This window comes from Rhodoluna limnophila (genome assembly GCF_005845365.1).
In the GTDB taxonomy this organism is placed as follows: Bacteria; Actinomycetota; Actinomycetes; order Actinomycetales; family Microbacteriaceae; genus Rhodoluna; species Rhodoluna limnophila.
Map to the genome: position 1 here is coordinate 732,722 of NZ_CP040509.1, position 14,683 is coordinate 747,404.

Sequence of the window (14,683 nt, forward strand, 5' to 3'; positions counted from 1 at the left end):
GCTAAATGCCTTAGAGGTGACTTGTTGAATTTATCGTGACGACCTCAGCGCTTTGGCTGCCCCAAAACCTCAACACCGATAGAGAACAGGGCGCGACCTGTGGTCGCCAGTAGCCAGAAATGCCAGACTCCATGGCCTCTCGGATGATTCCCCGAATTGGCATGACGTGACTAACTACCACGACTGTCTTACCTGCGTGTTGAATGAGTATCTCCTGTAGGCCAAGCATGACGCGCTGATCGAAGGCCTCTAAAGATTCACCGTTCGGCGGCGAGACACTCCATGAGCCCTGCCACGCCGAGAACTCGGCCGGCCACTGGCTCTTAACCTCGTCATTGGTGTGCCCATCCCAGTCGCCGAATGAGATCTCAGCAATCTCAGGCAGAGTGCTTACGCCGAGGCCAAGTTCGTTGGCGATGATGTTTGCTGTGTCCTGCGTTCGCTGAATCGGTGATGCCACAATCGCCGAAATGGGCGCGATGTGAGCCCAAGGCCCCTTCGAACCAATTTCCGCCAAGGCTTTTGCCGCTGCGCGAGCATCAGCGCGACCTAGGTCAGAGAGACCAGGATTTTCACCGCCGCTGCCAGAAATTCGCTTGGATTCTGTCAAATGGGTGCGCCCATGGCGTACCAGCACAAGAGTGGTTAGCGGCTCGGTTACCTCATCTGGGCTACGAACCGAACTCGGCTTTACCTGATTGAACTCAGCAACCGGAGAGCGTTGCTTAGCGCCCTCACTGTGAACAATCGAGTCCTCGCGCTCATCCATTGCCTTATTGGCCAACGCGTCTGCACGTGAATTCTCTTCACGAGGAATCCACATCCAGCGAACCTGAACATTAGCTACAAGTCGCTGCACCTGACTGCCGATCTGGATCATGTCTGGGTGCTTGATCTTCCAACGGCCTGCCATTTGCTCAATAACGAGTTTGGAGTCCATACGAACCAAAATCCGTGCCTCTGGATTTAGCTCGATTGCCGCTTCGAGCCCTGATTTCAATGCCAAATACTCTGCAACGTTGTTAGTTGCGATGCCAATGTACCTAGCAATCTCGATCAAGACTTCGCCACTGTCAGCATCGATAACAACTGCGCCCGAACCGGCAAGACCTGGATTACCTCGAGAGCCGCCATCAGCCTCGATTATGAGATTGCTTGCCGCCACTAGCGGACCAAGAATGCTTGGCAGTCAGGGCAGGTAGCAAACTCATCGAACGGAAGAGCGTTGATTTCTGCAAGAGCGGTTGCGCCAATACCGATGCGGCAGGCACCGCACTCGCGACCCACTAGGCGGCCAACAGCAATCGAGCGTTCAAGCTTCTTCTCGTAGGCCTGCAGGAGATCAGGCGCGGTCGAGGCAGCCTGCTGCGCTCTGCGCTGAGTCAAAAGGTCCAGACCCGAGCGAAGTTTTATAACCTCTACTTCGACAGCGGCCTCTTTAGTTGCAATCTCGGCGTCGAGGCTAGACTTACGGGCCATTACCTCGTCAAACGAAGCTAGGCATTCGTCTTTGCGCTCAAGAATCTGAAGTTCGGCGTCTTCTAAATCAGACTGTCTGCGAGCAAGAGTGGCCAATTCTGCTTGGATACCCTGCGCATCCTTTGCCGAAGTTGTTTGATTGAGTAGGGCATTGTCTTTTTTTACCCTCTCTTCTACCAGCTTGAGGTCTGCTTCAGCTCGTTTGAGTTCAAGCTCCACGGTGTCCAAAGCATTACGCGCTTCGATGAGCTCGGTTGCCAAAGAAAGCTGCTGTGCTCTGAGGGTCTCAAACTGGTGACCGTTGGTCAGCTGTGCAAGAGCAGTTTTTGATCTCTTAATCTCAAGGTCCAACTCCCCCAGACTCAATAGTTCAGTCTGCTGATTATTGGTTGCTTTCATTTACTGCTCTCTTTTGAATTGGTACTACAAGTTTACTGAGTGATGACAAAGTCCCAGGGGTCAGTCCGAAGTTGGCTAACCACAAATTGGACCTGAGGAAACTTCTCCGACAACTGATTTGCGGCAACGTCCAGCCAGAGCCATTCGCTTGCCCAGTGTGAAACATCGATGATTGCCGGCCCCGTGCCCTGAGTAAGCGCGTACTCTCGTGCATCTTGAACCGGATGATGTCTTAGGTCCGAACTCATGTAGACGTCGGCGCCGGATGAAATTGCGTCGCCAATAAAAGAGTCACCGGCACCACCACACAGTGCGACCGTTTGAACCAGTTGGGTAAATTCACCCGATACTCGCACACCAGTCGCGGTGGAAGGCATGACTTTAGCTATCCGCCGGGCTAACTCACCAAGCGGCATCTTCTCTGGAAGGGTACCGATTCGTCCGTGTCCGACTCCCGGCGAGCTTTCGACCAGCGGTCGAATGTTGGCTAGACCAATGGCCTTTGCAATAACGTCAGACACTCCATTTTGAACAATGTCAGCATTGGTGTGTGCTGCGAACAGAGAGACTCCAGCTCTGACAGCTCTTGAGATCAAATGCCCCTTGGAGGTCTGTTCGGAAAGGCTGGTAACGCCCCGCATGAGAAACGGGTGGTGTGAGATCACCATGTCGAATGCGCCGTCGATTGCCTCGTCAAGCACTGAAGAGGTTACATCAACGGTCAGCAGGACTCGCGAGATTTGCTGACGGGCGCTTCCTGAGACGAGCCCCGGAGCATCCCAGCCCTCGGCACCTGCGGTGGGCCACAAAACTTCTGCAGCGTCTATAAGACCTTTAATGGGTACGGACATTGTTACTCCAAAATCCCTAGAACGTCGAGCAATTCGGTGCGTCGAGCTTCGATTGCAAGCACCTCGGCCTCCTGGCGTTTAATCCGCGGTATTCCTGTGGCCACGGGAACTAGTACCCCAATCGCCAATGCGACTAGGACACCGAAATTCGTACTCAGCCAGTAATCAGGGTTAGTCAATGATGGCGCCAAGTAGCCAAGCCAGGTCAAGCCTGGCGATGAAGCATCGACCAGACCAAGTCCGATGACTGATGCAACAAACCAACCTGCAAGATTCAAAACGTTAACGCTTTTGTAAAAGCCGTAAGTTCGGCTCAAAGAAATCTCGTGATACGCGATTCTCCGGATTAGTACATCTGCAGCAAAAATGCCAGACCACGCTGCCATCGGGACGGCGAAAAATACGGCATAGTCCGCAACCAGATTCCAAGCGAAATCAGTACTGACTGAATAGACCACAAGCCCCGCAATTAGTGCCACCAAAATCGCCAGAGCGGGTTGGGCGACAATTGGCCTTAACTTCAGGCCAAGAGCGTGTAGGCCAAGGTTGGTTGAGTACTGGGACATTGCCAAAATAACGGCAAGCGACACCAGCGCGCTTACCCCGAGAACGGCAGCCAACCACGGATAGCCGTAGGCGGCCAGCGCCGAAACAAAGTTTGCCTCATATGCGCCACGGAACTCTGGCCCGAACGTGCGCATTCCTCTAGCGAGAGCAAGACCGAATGAACCGAACAAGGTTGGAATGATTGCCAAACTAATGAAGGCAAGACCGACAACCTTTGCCCCCAACTGACTTGCTGAAAGTTTCCGAGCAAAATCGGCACCGGTCCCAGACCAAGCCAATCCGAATATCGAAAATATGAGCGTGGCACTGGCAAAGGTTGCAACCCAGCTTCGATTGCTTTCGAGTAAGAGGTCATTCCAGGCAATGCCCGAAGTTGTCACTGAAATCAACAGCAGACCCACAACCGCACCGATAGTGCCCGCAATTTGCTGTGCTTTGAACAGAACCTTCCCGCCGTAGAAAGCTAACGCGGAGGCAATTATCAGGACTGCAACGGGCGCGACTAGAGCTACACCATTGAATGGAATGGTTTGGGAAGCAGAAGCGTCAACCGACTCGCTCATCACAAAAAGTGACCACAGCAGGACGGAGGACCAAAAAACCCTGGACAAGACTAAGACAATTGCCGGAGCAGCGTTTGCGCCCACACCAAAGGCTGCCCGCGAAAGAAAGACCGTTGCCAAACCGCTTCTTTTACCCGCCAGCGAACCAATTGAAATCACTGAAGCCGATGCCAAAGAGGCCAGAGCAACAGCCAAAACCCCTTGCAGGAAGGACACGTCAAACTGTCCCAGAATTGCGCCCATGCCAAAAGGCAGTACTGATCCGCTCAGTCCAAGCCAGGCCCAAAACTGAGATATAGCCTGGCTTCGACGATTTACACGGGGTTCTGAATCGACTGTGATGACTTCTGCCGCAAGGCTTGGAGCAGGTACCGGATCTGGAACCGGCACAGGAACAGAACTTGGAACTGGTGCAGCAACTGACTGCAAAACTGAATCCGCGGACACAGGCTCCGGCGAAATCTGAGGGGCAATGGAAGGCAGATCCGTTGGCGCAGTGTCGACCTCGGTCTCGACCTCGACCCACGCAGAACCCAGAACTTGAGGGGCCTCCCGATCGCTTGATGGAAGCAGAACGCCTGATGTGTCCGGAAGATCATTTTCTATTTGATTGAAATTCGGGGCCGGAAGCGGCGGAAGGCCACTTCGCTGACGCATGGCGTTTTCTAGAGCCCAAAGTGCTTGAGGCGTGCCGTTCTGCTGCATTTTCTCAACCCAAGTTGAGAACTGCACATTGTCTTCTGCTCGAAGTTTGGCCTGTTCCTCTAAGAAGGCCATAGCCTCCAGAGTGCCCTCGTAGTCCGACCGTACCCGACCTAATGCCTCTTGAAGATCACTGTCAGATAGCGACCGCTGAGAAGGCGGGATGTATGAGCTGGAGTCCATAGGGGAAATTCTAGTGTCGGCGCTGAACAGGACAGCAAAAGCAAAATCCCCAGACACATCGTGTCTGGGGATTTCATTTGTGGGCCCTACCGGGATCGAACCGATGACATCCACGGTGTAAGCGTGGCGCTCTACCAGCTGAGCTAAAGGCCCCTCTTTCGAGGGCTGCAGCGAACTGCAACTCGAAAGAGCCTACCGCATAAATGTGGTGGAATGCCAAATTACAGCGAAGCTAGTGCTCGTTTGTACTCATCAAGGCTTCTAGCCTGACCTGGGGCGGTGACGAACTTAGCCACTAGATCGCCGTCTTTATTGATCACAAACGTAGCGCGATTGGCGATTCCAGCATCTTCGATGAAGACACCATACTGCTTGGCAACCGCACCGTGAGGCCAGAAATCAGCTAGAACGGAGAACTCGTACTTCTCTTCTTCGGCGAACTTCTTCTGAACAAACTTTGAGTCCACTGAGATGGCAAGCAGCTCTACGTCAGCAGACTGGAACTGTGCGAAGTTATCTCGGAGCTCACACAACTCGCCGGTGCAGATACCCGAGAATGAAAGAGGGTAGAACACCAAGACCACAGGTTTCTTGCCAGCAAAATCAGACAACTTTACGGTTGCACCGAATTGATTAACCAGTTCAAAATCTGGTGCCTTGTCGCCGATAAGTAGTGTCATTCCTAAATTCTCCTTTGGTCTTTTACTAATTCTGCGGTCAAGAACCGGCAAAACTAACATTTGCTTCCCTTTGTCGTCATAAACTTTTAGAGGCTTTACCAAAGCCAATCGGAATTCTTTGTCCATCCCCCACGAAAGAGGATGTCAGTTGTCCATCAACAACAACGATGCATACGCGGTCAACACCCCAGACCAAGACCCACAAGAGACCAGCGAGTGGCTCGAGTCACTCGACGCGGTAGCACGAGTTCATGGCCGAGGCCGTGCCCGTGAAATCATGTTGAACCTTTTGCGTCGTTCACACGAACTTCAGCTGAATGTTCCGATTGTTCCAACCACGGACTACATCAACACCATCGCGCCTGAGAACGAGGCCGAATTTCCTGGTGACGAAAAAATTGAGCGCACCTACCGTGCCTGGATGCGTTGGAATGCTGCTATGTTGGTGCACCGAGCTCAGCGCCCTGGCGTTGGCGTTGGTGGCCACATCTCAACTTTTGCCTCTTCAGCTTCGCTGTACGAGGTCGGTTTCAACCACTTCTTCAAGGGCCAAGACCACCCATCCGGCGGAGACCAGATATTTATCCAAGGCCACGCATCACCTGGCCCGTATGCCCGCGCGTTCCTCGAAGGTCGCCTAAGTGCCGGCCAGCTAGACGGATTCCGTCAGGAAAAGTCTCACGCGGGTGGAAGCCTTTCTTCATACCCACACCCAAGACTTATGCCGGACTTCTGGCAATTCCCGACCGTTTCAATGGGACTCGGTCCGATCAACGCAATCTATCAGGCGCAGTTCAACCGTTACTTGGCTGGACGTGGCTTCAAGGACACCTCGGAACAGCACGTATGGGCGTTCCTCGGTGATGGTGAACTCGACGAAGTTGAGTCACGTGGCGCTCTTCAACTTGCGGCAAACGACAACCTTGACAACCTGACTTTCGTGGTGAACGCAAACCTCCAGCGCCTTGATGGTCCTGTTCGAGGTAACGGCAAAATTATTCAGGAACTTGAAAGCTTCTTCCGAGGTGCTGGATGGAATGTCATCAAGGTCGTTTGGGGCCGTGAGTGGGACAGCCTGCTAGCGAATGACCACGAGGGCGCCCTAGTTGACCTGATGAACAAGACCCCAGACGGCGACTACCAGACCTACAAGACCGAAGATGGCGCCTTCGTGCGCGAGAACTTCTTTGGCCGCGACCCACGAACTCTTAAGTTGGTTGAGCACCTCTCAGATGACGAAATTTGGGGCCTCAAGCGCGGCGGACACGACTACCGCAAGGTCTACGCTGCCTATAAGTCCGCCCTCGAGCACAAGGGTCAGCCAACCGTAATCATCGCCAAGACAATCAAGGGCTTTACCCTCGGAAAGTCATTTGAGGGGCGCAATGCGACCCACCAGATGAAGAAGCTGACGCTGGACAACCTGAAGAGCTTCCGCGATGAATTGCACATTCCAATCTCTGACTCTCAGCTTGAAGAGAACCCGTACCAGCCGCCGTACTTCCACCCTGGACAGGACGCGCCTGAGATCCAGTACATGCACGAGCGTCGTCGCGAATTGGGCGGTTACCTTCCAGAGCGAAGAAGTAAGTACGTTGACTTCAAGCTTCCTGAAGACTCTGCCTATGCGGTTTCTAAGAAGGGCTCCGGCACTCAGGAAGTTGCAACCACAATGGCATTCGTCCGTCTTTTCAAGGATCTCCTGCGCTCGCCAGAGTTCGGTGAGCGAATCGTGCCGATCATCCCGGATGAGGCCCGCACCTTCGGTATGGATGCTTTCTTCCCAAGTGCCAAAATTTACAACCCGAATGGTCAGCACTACATCTCGGTGGACCGTGAATTGCTTTTGGCCTATAAGGAAAGCTCCGCTGGGCAGATTCTTCACACCGGTATCAACGAAGCCGGATCAGTAGCGGGCTTTACCGCTGCTGCCACCAGCTATGCAACTCAGGGTCAGCCGATGATCCCGTTCTACGTCTTCTACTCGATGTTCGGCTTCCAGCGCACCGCAGATGCGTTCTGGGCTGCGGCCGACCAGATGTCGCGTGGATTCATCATCGGTGCCACCGCTGGACGCACAACTTTGACCGGTGAAGGTCTTCAGCACGCCGATGGCCACTCACCGCTCATTGCTGCCACAAACACCGCGGTGATCACCTACGACGCAGCCTACGGCTACGAAATTGGGCACATTGTCCGCTCTGGTATTGAGCGCATGTACGGAGGCCAGCACCCGGACCCGAACGTGATGTATTACCTAACCGTTTACAACGAACCATACGTCCAGCCTGCCGAGCCAGAGAACGTTGACGTCAACGGCATCGTTCGAGGAATCCACAAGATCAGCACTAACGAGCGCGCAGGTCGAAAGGCCCAAATTCTCGCTTCTGGCGTTGCGGTTCCTTGGGCTTACGAGGCGCAGCAGCTACTACAGAACGACTGGGGTGTATCAGCCGACATTTGGTCAGTTACCTCATGGACTGAGCTTCGCCGCGATGGTCTAGTCTGCGACGAAGCCAAGTTCTTGAACCCTAGCCTTCCAGCTCCAAAGGCATTCGTGACTTCACAGCTCGAGGGATCTGAGGGTCCATTCCTTGGTGTGAGCGACTTCATGCACGCGGTGCAGGATCAGATTCGACCATGGGTACCGGGCGACTACGCAACGCTTGGTGCCGAGGGCTTCGGCTTCTCTGACACACGCGCAGCCGCTCGCCGATTCTTCAAGATTGACGGACCGTCAATTGTGGTGCGCGTTCTTGAGCAGCTCGTTGAGCGCGGCGAGATGGACCCAAGTGTTCCACAGATGGCAATCGACCGATACCGCCTTCACGACGTGAATGCCGGTACCTCAGGGTCAACCGGTGGCGAAAACTAAGCAAGAGACCCTCGACTGGCTGCAGTCGATATCTGGCGACCTTGCCACGATAACTCTGCAGCAACTCGACGAACTTTTGCCTTGGTATCGAACAATGCCGGCAGCCCGGCGATCGACCATTGGTTTGGTGGCTCAAGCCGGCATTACCTCGTTCGTTGCTTGGTATAAGGACCCAAAGTCGCAACCTTGGGTTGCTGCCGACGTCTTTGGCACCGCGCCAAGAGAACTGCTCAGGTCAATCTCGCTGCAGGAAACCTTGCAATTGATTCGAGTAGTTGTACAGGTGGTTGAAGACCGCGTCGTTCAAGAGGATGAGTCGCTCCGTGAGGCGGTTCTGCTCTACTCGCGTGAAATCGCATTCTCAGCCGCCGATGTTTACGCTCGGGCAGCTGAGGCAAGAGGCTTGTGGGACGCAAGGCTGGAGGCCCTGGTAGTTGATTCAATCTTGAGCGGCGAGCATGAAGAGGAACTTCCCTCGAGAATTGCAGCCCTTGGCTGGCGCGCCCGAGGAGCTGTGGCCGCTGTAATCGGCACCGCAGCAGAGCCAATCGATCAAGATGGACTCCGCAGAGTAGCCAGAAAACACAGCGTTGATGCACTTATCGGGGTACATGGAAATCGCCTCATCGTGGTTTTGGGTCGCATCGATGAGTCCAAAACTGAGAGCCAGCCATCATTTCAGAAGATCGCAACAGAGCTCGATCCCTTCTTCGGCGCCGGTGGCGTTGTTATCGGGCCAGAAGTTGGCTCCGTTGCCCAGGCTCATCGCTCAGCGAAAGCGGCACTAGCCGGTTTCGCTGCAATAAAGTCATGGCCCAAGCCACCTCGGCACATCGCAGCTGATGACCTACTTGCTGAGCGGGCACTCGGCGGCGACATGCTTGCCAAATCAACGCTGCTGGACATTATTTACCGACCTTTAGCCAGCAACTCCCCCGAACTTCTCGAAACCTTGGCCCACTACCTTGAAACCGGAAGGTCCCTCGAATCCACCGCGCGGGAATTGTTTGTTCACCCCAACACCGTCCGATACCGCCTAAAGCGAATTTCAGAGGTTATCGGCTGGGATGCCACTGGCCCCCGCGAGGCATTCGTTCTTCAGGTGGCTATGGTTTTAGGCTCAATGAGTGAAATCGAAGCGCGCAAGCGCAGATAGGCAAAAATGATCGTTGTCGTATGCCCTGGGCAGGGCTCTCAAACCCCAGGTTTTCTATCACCTTGGCTAGAACTACCAGCCTTCAGTGATTCAATCCAGCTAATGGAGAAGAGCTCAGGGATTTCGATTTCAGAATTCGGCACTACTGCCGATGCCGACACTATTCGTGACACCGCAGTGGCTCAACCCTTGATTGTTGCCGCGGGTGTTGCAGCCTTTGCTGCCCTGAGCGGCGGCAAAACCGCCATCGAGTTAGGAATTTCAGGCATTGCCGGTCACTCAGTTGGCGAAGTAACCGCCGCAGTTACCTCAGGAGTTTTTACACCTGAACAAGGCATCAAATTTGTTAAAATCCGCGGTGACGCAATGGCTACCGCAGCCGCGATGGAGCAGACCAGCATGGCGGCAGTGCTTGGAGGCGACCAAACCGAGGTAGAGGCTCGACTGCTTGAACTTGGCTTGGAACCAGCAAACTACAACGGTGGCGGCCAAATCGTAGCTGCAGGAGCAGCTGAGGCTATTGCTGCACTTCAGGCTGAGCCAGCCGCTGGCACCAGAGTAATCCCCCTACAGGTGGCCGGTGCATTCCACACCCGATTTATGGCTCCAGCAGTTCAGGTGCTTGCCGATTACTCGGCAAATCTTGAAGTCAGCGACCCTTTGGTCTCACTTTGGAGCAACAACGGCGGACGAAAGATTGCCTCCGGTTCTGAATTTGTTCAACTGATGGTTAACCAGGTTTCTAGTCCTGTGCGTTGGGATCTTTGCATGGCAGCCATGGTTGAAGCTGGAGTCACAGCGCTTATCGAGCTGGCACCGGCTGGAACCCTGACCGGTCTGGCAAAGCGCTCAATGCCGGGAATCGAAACTCTCGCTGTAAAGACCCCCGATAATCTCGACGCAGCTTTGTCGCTAATCAACAACCACCGTTGATTTTTTAAACAGTAAATTTGAATAATCTTTAGAAAACCGAGGATAAATGTCGCAGCCAACTCTCAAGCAGTACGAGACCGTAAAATTCTCGAAAATTTACTCACTCGGCGCCGCACGTGGTGACCTGACTGTCACCAACGATGACATCGCGGGCCCGATTGACTCAAGTGATGAGTGGATTCGTCAGCGCACCGGCATCATTACCCGCAAGCGCGCCAGCACTGATTTGAGCCTAATGGACATGGCCGTATCGGCCTCTAACGAAGCCATTGCGAAGGCAGGCATCGATCCAAGTGAAATCGGTGCGGTTATTTTCAGCACGATCACTCACCCGCACCAGACACCGTCTGCGGCAGCGCTACTAGCCGACAAAATTGGCGCAAACCCGGCACCCGCTTTTGACATTTCGGCTGCTTGCGCCGGCTACTGCTATGGAATCGCCCAGGCAGACGCTCTGGTCCGATCTGGTGTTGCCAAATACGTACTAGTTGTGGGTGGCGAGAAGCTTTCAGATTTCATCGATCCAACCGACCGCACAATTTCGTTCCTGCTCGGCGACGGTGCAGGTGCTGCCATCGTGGGCCCTTCAGACAAACCAGGAATTAGCCCAACAGTTTGGGGCTCTGATGGCTCACACTGGGATGCAGTTGGCATGAGTGCATCGCTACTAGAGCTGCGCGACGGTACTGCATCATGGCCGACCTTGCGTCAAGAGGGCCTCACCGTGTTTAAGTGGGCCGTCTGGGAGATGGTTAAGGTTGCTCGTCAGGCTCTCGAAGTTGCCGGCATCACGGCCGATGACCTTACCGCGATTGTCACCCACCAGGCCAACATCCGAATCATTGACGAACTAGCCAAGCAGCTAGCTGTTCCAGAGCACGTAGTTGTTGCCAGGGACATCGTCTACACCGGCAATACTTCGGCCGCATCTATTCCACTGGCAATGCACGCACTACTTGAGTCGGGCGAGGTCAAGTCCGGTGGTTTGGCACTGGAAATTGGATTCGGCGCGGGCCTTGCCTTCGGCGCTCAAGTAGTAGTACTCCCGTAAACTTAACCACGGTCAAATAACCAATAAGGAGAAATCAATGGCACTTTCACAGAGCGAAGTACTTGCCGGTCTTGCAGAGATCGTTAACGAAGAGACCGGTATTGCTACCGAGGCTGTTCAGCTAGAGAAGTCATTCACCGACGACCTAGACATCGACTCAATCTCAATGATGACCATCGTTGTTAACGCTGAAGACAAGTTCGGCGTAAAGATCCCTGACGAAGAGGTTAAGAACCTAATCACCGTTGGCGACGCAGTTAACTTCATCGTTTCAGCTCAGTAATTAGGCGAAGGCTAAAAACATTGTCTAAAAAAATCGTTGTCACCGGAATCGGCGCTACTACGCCTCTCGGTGGTGACGCGCGTTCAACCTGGCAGGCATTGCTTGCCGGAGAGTCTGGCATTTCGACTCTCGAACAGGAATGGATTGCGCGGTATGAGATCCCTGTAACTTTCGCCGGACAGGCTAAGGTTCCAGCAGCTGAGGTTCTAACCCCGCAGGAGGCCAAGCGCCTCGACCCATCAAGCCAGTTTGCGTTGATCGCAGCACGCGAGGCTTGGGCTGACGCTGGTTCGCCAGACGTCGAGCCTGAGCGTCTCGCGGTTGAATTTGCCACCGGAATCGGTGGAGTGTGGACTCTACTTGACGCGTACGACACGCTCAAGGAGAAGGGCCCACGTCGCGTTATGCCGATGACCGTGCCGATGCTTATGCCTAACGGCCCTGCTGCCGCCATCGGTATGGAAATTTCAGCCCGTGGTGGTGTACGCACCTCTGTGTCGGCTTGTGCATCAAGTACCGAAGCAATTGCAAATGCACTAAACCGCCTACGTTCGGGCGAGGTTGACGTAATCGTTGCCGGTGGTTCCGAAGCTGCAATTCACCCAATGCCGATCGCAGCGTTTGCTTCGATGCACGCTCTATCTCGCCGAAACGAAGAGCCAACTCGCGCGTCGCGTCCGTACGACGTAGCCCGCGATGGTTTTGTAATGGGCGAGGGCGGTGGTGCGCTGGTTCTTGAGACCGAGGAGCACGCCAAGGCCCGTGGAGCAAAGATTTACGCCGAGGTAGTTGGTGGCGCTGTAACCTCTGATGCCTACCACATCACTGCTCCAGACCCAGAAGGTAGCGGTGCTGCGCGCGCAGTCTTGGCTGCACTAAAGCAGGCTGAGGCAGAGCTAACTGACGTAATCCACATCAATGCGCACGCAACCAGCACACCAGTCGGCGACATCGCCGAATACACCGCTCTTCGTCGAGTTTTTGGTGACCACCTTGATTCGGTAGCTATCTCGGCCACCAAGTCTTCGACTGGCCATCTACTAGGTGGAGCCGGGGCAATCGAGGCTATCTTCACCGTACTGGCTCTTCACGAGCGGACCGCTCCCCCAACAATCAACCTTGAGAACCAGGATCCAGAGATTCCACTTGATGTGGTTACCTCTCCTCGTGAGCTACCAGCCGGACCAATCCTGGCTATGAGCAACTCATTTGGTTTTGGTGGTCACAACGCGGTAATTGTTTTCCGCAGCTACGAATGAGCAAGCTTTACTTTCGCCACGGAGCAATGAACAGTGGCAAGAGCACCGCTCTGCTTCAGGCAGCACACAATTATGAAGAGCGTGACCAGCACGTTCTTTTGGCCAAACCAGCGATTGATATCAAGGGCGAGCGGGCAATTACCAGCCGACTCGGCGTTGACCGCGAGGTTGACTTTCTGATTACCCCTGAACTTAACCTGAGAGAAGAGTTTTCAGCGAGGGTTGAACAGTTCAGTGCGAAGACCGGCAAAGAAATAGCCTGCCTACTGATTGACGAGGCGCAATTTCTGACAGCTCAGCAGGTTGATCAGGCGCTCGAGATTGCTGTTTTAGATTCGGTTCCAGTCTTGGCCTACGGCATCCGCACCGACTTTCTGACGCATGGCTTTCCAGGGTCACTAAGGTTGCTGGAAATTGCACACTCATTGGAAGAACTGAAGACAATTTGCCGGTGTGGTCGCAAGGCCATGTTCAACGCCCGCAAGCTGGACGGTAAATTTATCTTTGATGGTGAACAGGTTGCCATTGACGGCGTGCACGTGACCTACGAATCACTGTGCCCAACCTGCTACTTCAGTGAGAAATCCTCTAACTAAGCCTTAATCCACTCGCGAGAGACGGCATAGCGGTCAACAATCTCCGCAATCGGGTCAACGCCGATTCCAGGTCCTGTAGGGACATCGATGTGGCCGTCAACCAATACAAACGGTGTGGTGGTGTCGACCTCGAAGTACCGTGACGATGCCGAGGTGTCACCCGGCAGAGTAAAGCCTGGCATGGCTGCAAGCGCCAAGTTTGCTGCTCGACCAATTCCGGTCTCAAGCATGCCGCCACACCAAACTGGGATGTTGTTGGCCACAGAAACATCATGAATCTTCTTGGATTCTAGGTAACCACCGACACGAGATGGCTTGATGTTGATGATCTCGGCTGCCCCGAGTTCAATAGCATCGCGGGCGATGTCTGCCGAGATTATCGTCTCATCAAGACACACTGGGGTTTCGATATAGTCGGCCAGCTTGGCATGGCCCAGCATGTCCTCTTCATTGATTGGCTGCTCAATCAGCAGCAAGTTGAACTCGTCCAGACGCTTCAGCAAATCAAAGTCATTGCGCGTGTATGCCGTGTTGGCATCAACTTGAAGCAAAAGATCGTCACCGTAAGTCTCGCGAACCAATTTCACTGGCTCGTAGTCCCAACCCGGCTCAATCTTCAGCTTGATTCGAACATAACCCTCATTCAGGTAACGCTCAACGTATTCCATAAGCTCAGGCAGTGAGTCCATGATGCCAACCGATACACCGGCTGGAACCTTAGTTTTGGTGGCGCCTAGGTAGGTGGCAAACGAAGTATTAGCTGCTCGCAGCTGTGCGTCTAGAAGTGCTGTTTCAATAGCAGCCTTGGCCATGCGGTGGCCCTTGATCCACTCAAGAGTTGGCGCCACAGATTCGGCGGTGAGGTCGTTTCCCAGCGCAAACAGGTCTGGAAGCATAAACTGCTTCAAAACCGCCATAGCGCCGGTGTGGTACTCGCTCGAGTAGTCAGGGCGGTCATTAGCGCCACACTCGGCCCAGCCCTCACCAGAATCGGTGATAGCGTGCGCCCAAACCACCTCGTGGGTGTTTACCGAACTAAATGAGGTTCGGAACGCCGACTTCAATGGGACATTTAGACGAATTAGCTCTACGGCTTCGAGTTTCAT

13 protein-coding genes and 1 tRNA gene are annotated in these 14,683 nt (G+C 54.1%); 7 read left to right on the forward strand and 7 right to left on the reverse strand.

The window, feature by feature from the left end:
* Window positions 1-10: 10 nt before the first annotated feature.
* From FFA38_RS03555 to FFA38_RS03580, 6 genes are all read right to left on the reverse strand, one after another.
* Complete coding sequence (locus FFA38_RS03555) at window positions 11-1,165, reverse strand: bifunctional RNase H/acid phosphatase (protein ID WP_172955995.1); 1,155 nt, start codon at window positions 1,163-1,165, stop codon at window positions 11-13.
* Window positions 1,165-1,878, reverse strand: coding sequence for a zinc ribbon domain-containing protein (locus FFA38_RS03560; protein WP_138275430.1), 714 nt, complete (start codon window positions 1,876-1,878; stop codon window positions 1,165-1,167). The genes FFA38_RS03555 and FFA38_RS03560 overlap by 1 nt, the downstream gene beginning before the upstream one ends.
* Window positions 1,879-1,910: 32 nt before the next feature.
* Window positions 1,911-2,729, reverse strand: a complete 819-nt coding sequence (locus FFA38_RS03565) for a Nif3-like dinuclear metal center hexameric protein (protein WP_138315551.1) — start codon at window positions 2,727-2,729, stop codon at window positions 1,911-1,913.
* A gap of 2 nt (window positions 2,730-2,731) precedes the next feature.
* Window positions 2,732-4,744, reverse strand: a complete 2,013-nt coding sequence (locus FFA38_RS03570; RefSeq protein ID WP_138315552.1) for a purine-cytosine permease family protein — start codon at window positions 4,742-4,744, stop codon at window positions 2,732-2,734.
* 80 nt (window positions 4,745-4,824) lie between these two features.
* Window positions 4,825-4,897: transfer RNA gene (locus FFA38_RS03575), tRNA-Val, on the reverse strand.
* Window positions 4,898-4,965: 68 nt separating this feature from the next.
* Window positions 4,966-5,424, reverse strand: a complete 459-nt coding sequence (locus tag FFA38_RS03580) for a peroxiredoxin (RefSeq protein ID WP_138275433.1) — start codon at window positions 5,422-5,424, stop codon at window positions 4,966-4,968.
* Window positions 5,425-5,572: 148 nt separating this feature from the next.
* On the opposite strand from FFA38_RS03580, the gene aceE reads away from it, so the two are divergent.
* From aceE to FFA38_RS03615, 7 genes are read left to right on the forward strand one after another with little or no spacing between them, the layout of a single operon-like run.
* Entirely contained in the window at window positions 5,573-8,299 is a 2,727-nt protein-coding gene (aceE, locus tag FFA38_RS03585) for a pyruvate dehydrogenase (acetyl-transferring), homodimeric type (RefSeq protein ID WP_138315553.1), read from the forward strand.
* Window positions 8,262-9,455, forward strand: coding sequence for a PucR family transcriptional regulator (locus tag FFA38_RS03590; RefSeq protein ID WP_138315554.1), 1,194 nt, complete (start codon window positions 8,262-8,264; stop codon window positions 9,453-9,455). Before aceE ends, FFA38_RS03590 begins: the two co-directional genes overlap by 38 nt.
* A 6-nt stretch (window positions 9,456-9,461) precedes the next feature.
* Window positions 9,462-10,388, forward strand: coding sequence for an ACP S-malonyltransferase (locus FFA38_RS03595; RefSeq protein ID WP_138315555.1), 927 nt, complete (start codon window positions 9,462-9,464; stop codon window positions 10,386-10,388).
* A 46-nt stretch (window positions 10,389-10,434) separates the two neighbouring features.
* Complete coding sequence (locus FFA38_RS03600; RefSeq protein WP_138315556.1) at window positions 10,435-11,439, forward strand: beta-ketoacyl-ACP synthase III; 1,005 nt, start codon at window positions 10,435-10,437, stop codon at window positions 11,437-11,439.
* A 37-nt stretch (window positions 11,440-11,476) separates the two neighbouring features.
* Window positions 11,477-11,722, forward strand: coding sequence for an acyl carrier protein (locus tag FFA38_RS03605; protein WP_138275438.1), 246 nt, complete (start codon window positions 11,477-11,479; stop codon window positions 11,720-11,722).
* Between the two features lie 20 nt (window positions 11,723-11,742).
* Window positions 11,743-12,981: a beta-ketoacyl-ACP synthase II gene (gene fabF / locus FFA38_RS03610; protein WP_138275439.1), complete on the forward strand. Its 1,239-nt coding sequence runs from the start codon at window positions 11,743-11,745 to the stop codon at window positions 12,979-12,981.
* Window positions 12,978-13,577 carry a thymidine kinase gene (locus FFA38_RS03615; RefSeq protein ID WP_138315557.1) on the forward strand — a complete coding sequence of 200 codons (600 nt, stop codon included), beginning with the start codon at window positions 12,978-12,980 and terminating at the stop codon, window positions 13,575-13,577. Before fabF ends, FFA38_RS03615 begins: the two co-directional genes overlap by 4 nt.
* Here FFA38_RS03615 and menC read toward each other — a convergent pair.
* A complete protein-coding gene (menC, locus tag FFA38_RS03620) occupies window positions 13,574-14,683 on the reverse strand; it encodes an o-succinylbenzoate synthase (RefSeq protein WP_138315558.1) in 1,110 nt (369 codons plus the stop codon). The genes FFA38_RS03615 and menC overlap by 4 nt on opposite strands.

Coding starts and splice junctions, on each gene's coding strand:
- FFA38_RS03560 (WP_138275430.1), bottom strand. CDS start 1,878: ATGAAAGCAACCAATAATCAGCAGACTGAACTATTGAGTCTGGGGGAG.
- FFA38_RS03580 (WP_138275433.1), bottom strand. CDS start 5,424: ATGACACTACTTATCGGCGACAAGGCACCAGATTTTGAACTGGTTAAT.
- FFA38_RS03570 (WP_138315552.1), bottom strand. CDS start 4,744: ATGGACTCCAGCTCATACATCCCGCCTTCTCAGCGGTCGCTATCTGAC.
- FFA38_RS03595 (WP_138315555.1), top strand. CDS start 9,462: ATGATCGTTGTCGTATGCCCTGGGCAGGGCTCTCAAACCCCAGGTTTT.
- menC (WP_138315558.1), bottom strand. CDS start 14,683: ATGAAACTCGAAGCCGTAGAGCTAATTCGTCTAAATGTCCCATTGAAG.
- FFA38_RS03605 (WP_138275438.1), top strand. CDS start 11,477: ATGGCACTTTCACAGAGCGAAGTACTTGCCGGTCTTGCAGAGATCGTT.
- FFA38_RS03615 (WP_138315557.1), top strand. CDS start 12,978: ATGAGCAAGCTTTACTTTCGCCACGGAGCAATGAACAGTGGCAAGAGC.
- FFA38_RS03590 (WP_138315554.1), top strand. CDS start 8,262: ATGCCGGTACCTCAGGGTCAACCGGTGGCGAAAACTAAGCAAGAGACC.
- FFA38_RS03565 (WP_138315551.1), bottom strand. CDS start 2,729: ATGTCCGTACCCATTAAAGGTCTTATAGACGCTGCAGAAGTTTTGTGG.
- FFA38_RS03600 (WP_138315556.1), top strand. CDS start 10,435: ATGTCGCAGCCAACTCTCAAGCAGTACGAGACCGTAAAATTCTCGAAA.